This is a genomic window from Streptomyces albus subsp. chlorinus (genome assembly GCF_013302895.1).
Taxonomy (GTDB): Bacteria; Actinomycetota; Actinomycetes; order Streptomycetales; family Streptomycetaceae; genus Streptomyces; species Streptomyces chlorinus.
The window spans coordinates 5092778-5096013 of record NZ_VJOK01000001.1; the positions used below are offsets into that span (position 1 = coordinate 5092778).

Genomic DNA, 3236 nt, shown 5'->3' on the forward strand with positions numbered 1-3236 from the left:
CGACGGCCCCCGACGCCCGGCGACGGGCTCCCGAGGCCCGCGACGGCTCCCGGACGCCCGCGACGGTCTCCGGCGGCTCCGTGAACCGGATGCCGGCAGGGGGTGGGAATGATCGACGGCGGCCGGTGGTTGCACGCAGTGTTCGGATACGCAGTGGGATGCAGAATGCAGCCACAGCCACACCTCTTTCACGAGGCGAAAGGGAGCCGCCCAGATGGGTTCTGTCGTATGCCCCCAGCGTCCGCGGGCCGCTGACCTGGACTGGGCCACGCTGGCGCTGGCCTCAGGGACGACGGCCTCGTCGATCCCTGGGACGGCTGTTCGAGCGGCGGACGATGTCGGTCGTCGTCTATTCTCCGATTCGAGCGGGTCCGCGATCGGGCTCGCGCCGATAACGGAGGAGGTGGGTCCGGTCACCGGGACCGAAGGCGGCTCGAACACGCAGCCCAAGGCGGAGGCGTCGGAGACGGCGGAGGAGCGCAGTGCGCGCTTCGAGCGCGATGCGCTCGCCTTCCTCGACCAGATGTACTCGGCCGCGCTGCGCATGACGCGCAACCCCGCGGACGCCGAGGACCTGGTGCAGGAGACCTACGCGAAGGCGTACGCCTCCTTCCACCAGTTCCGTGAGGGCACCAACCTCAAGGCGTGGCTGTACCGCATCCTGACCAACACGTTCATCAACTCCTACCGCAAGAAGCAGCGCGAGCCGCAGCGCAGCGCCGCGGAGGAGATCGAGGACTGGCAGCTGGCGCGGGCCGAGTCCCACATGTCCACCGGACTGCGTTCGGCCGAGGCCCAGGCGCTCGACCACCTGCCGGACTCGGACGTGAAGGAGGCGCTCCAGGCCATCCCCGAGGAGTTCCGCATCGCCGTCTACCTCGCCGATGTCGAGGGCTTTGCCTACAAGGAGATCGCCGACATCATGGGGACACCCATCGGCACGGTGATGTCCCGTCTGCACCGTGGGCGGCGACAGCTGAGGGAGATGCTGGAGGGCTACGCGCAAGAGCGCGGCCTGGTTCCGGCCGGTGCCGCGGCGGACGGATCGCAAGACCGGAAAGGCTCGGGCTCATGAGTTGCGGAGAGCCGCACGAGACGGACTGCGCCGAGGTCCTCGACCACCTCTACGAGTACCTCGACAAGGAGATGCCCGAGGGCGACTGCGCCAAGTTCGAGGAGCACTTCGACGAGTGCTCACCGTGCTTCGAGAAGTACGGCATCGAGCGTGAGGTCAAGAAGCTCGTCAAGCGCTGCTGCGGGCGGGACGACGTACCGACCGACCTGCGGGCGAAGGTCATGGGCCGGATCGAGGTGATCCGGCAGGGCCAGGCGCCGCAGGGCGCGGACGACCCCGAGCCGGCCCCGGGCACCCGTACCGCCCAGGACCCCTCGGCTGACGAGGCCGGGCAGGCGGCGGGCGGCCGTGCCGGGACGCCCGCCGAGCGGCGGTCGGCACAGGACAAGAACCCCGCCTGACGCCCCCATCCACCCCGCCTCCGGGCGCGCCAGCGCTTCGGCCCCTCATCCCTCCTTCGGGTGAGCCCCCTCCGTCTCGTACGGGGGAACACCCCGGGAGGCCGCCGGCCGCCGGGTGAGCCGCTCCTATCCTCCCCAGCCATGGAGGAGGCGGTCAGGAGGCTCACCCCGCGGGCAGGGGCCGGGGCCGGGCGGAGCAGGGGCTGTGCGATGTTCGCGCTGGCGTGCGCGCTGGCCGCCCCGGCAGCGGTGCTCCTGTGGCGGAGCGCGTACGGGCCACCGGCCGCGGCCCTGGCCGCCGGGCCGGCGTATCTGGCCTGGTGGGGGCTGCGGCAGTGCCATCCCGAGCGCGCGGCCCGGCAGGCGGCGGTCGAGGCGCTCTCGCAGGCGGTGCACATCAAGGACCGCTACACGCGCGGCCACGGCGAGCGGGTCGGTGTCGCCGCCGCACTCATCGCGCGGGAACTGGGCCTGGATGAGGAGCGTGCCGAGGCCCTGCGCTGCGCCGGAGTCCTGCACGACGTGGGCAAACTCGGCGTACCCGCGCGGCTGTTGCGCAAGGAGGGCCCGCTCACCCCCGCCGAGCGCCGCGTCATGGAGCAGCATCCGGTGTACGGGGCGGAGATCGTGCGCGGGCTCGACTTCCTGGGCGAGGCCCGGGCCGCCGTCCTGCACCACCACGAGCGCATGGACGGCTGCGGCTACCCGCACGGTCTGGTGGGCGAGCAGATTCCGGAGGCCGCGCGCATCGTGGCCGTCGCGGACGCCTTCGACGCCATGACCTCCACCCGCAGCTACCGCCGCGGCCGTCCTGTCCCCGCCGCGCTGGCGGAACTGGAGCGGTGCGCGGGGACGCAGTTCGACCCCCGGATGGTCGCCGCCCTCACCCGCGCCCTGCTCCGCCACGGCTGGCCGTACACCGAGGACGCCCCCGTTTCGGCCGAGGACACCCCCGCTTCGGCCGGGGGCGCCCCCGCTTCGGCCCAGGGCGCGGGGCACCCGTCCCGTGCGCCGGTGGCGGCCGTGCCCGCCCCGGGCCCCGTGGCCGAGGAGACCACCGGCACCGCGACGGCCGCCGCGCCGGGCGCGGGCGCCCCCGAGGACGTCTCCGGAGCCCGCCCCGAGGACGCGTCCGGCACCCGTGTGCCGGACCGAGGAAGCGGCGACGCAGCACGGGCCCGTGCGGCCGGTCCGCAGGAGAGCACTCCGGCGGGGCCGAGCGGTGGCGTGACCGTATGACACGCCGCGCACCGCTCCGGCTCCTGGCGCACGGCTTCGTATCCGCCGGTTTCGCATCCGCGCGCCTGTGGGCGCGCGGCCTGTCGCCCGTGCGGCTTCCGGCAGGGTGCCTCGCAGCCGTCCGGTGCCTGGTGCACCGCCTCTCGTCCGTCCGGTCCGCGCCGCGCCCGGCCCGGCGGCGTCCCCGGCTCGTCCCGCCGTCGCCCTGGGCGCTGTCGGCGGGGTCGGCCGCGCGGCTGCTGGCCGTGGTGTACGGGGCCGCGGCGCTGCTGGTGGCCTGTGCGCTGTATCTGACGCTGGCGCGCGGTCTGGTGCGGCCCGGGGTGGCGGTGGCCTTCGGGCTGGTCGTCGCCGTGGGCGAGTTGGCCCGCGTACGGCTGTCCGAGGCGGACGGCGGTGGCCGCACCACCGGGCTGGTCCCGGGGGCGGCGGCGCTCGGTTACGCGCTGCTCGGCGCGGTGGACGGCGCACCCGCCGGGCACGGCCCCGCCCAGGCGGTCGCGGTGACGTGTGTCGGCTCG

2 protein-coding genes and 2 pseudogenes are annotated in these 3236 nt (G+C 74.4%); all 4 read left to right on the top strand.

Features of this window, described 5'->3' with window-relative positions; translation table 11 throughout:
- Window positions 1-403: 403 nt before the first annotated feature.
- The gene (locus FM076_RS22335; RefSeq protein WP_173872756.1) at window positions 404-1075 is read left to right on the top strand and encodes a sigma-70 family RNA polymerase sigma factor; all 672 of its coding nucleotides are present in this window, start codon (window positions 404-406) and stop codon (window positions 1073-1075) included.
- Window positions 1072-1476 carry a mycothiol system anti-sigma-R factor gene (gene rsrA / locus FM076_RS22340; protein WP_173872757.1) on the top strand — a complete coding sequence of 135 codons (405 nt, stop codon included), beginning with the start codon at window positions 1072-1074 and terminating at the stop codon, window positions 1474-1476. The genes FM076_RS22335 and rsrA overlap by 4 nt, the downstream gene beginning before the upstream one ends.
- Window positions 1477-1695: 219 nt before the next feature.
- Window positions 1696-2478 (top strand): annotated as a pseudogene (locus FM076_RS22345) (HD-GYP domain-containing protein); the annotation flags it as partial.
- A gap of 233 nt (window positions 2479-2711) precedes the next feature.
- Window positions 2712-3236: pseudogene (locus FM076_RS34080) on the top strand (hypothetical protein); the annotation flags it as partial.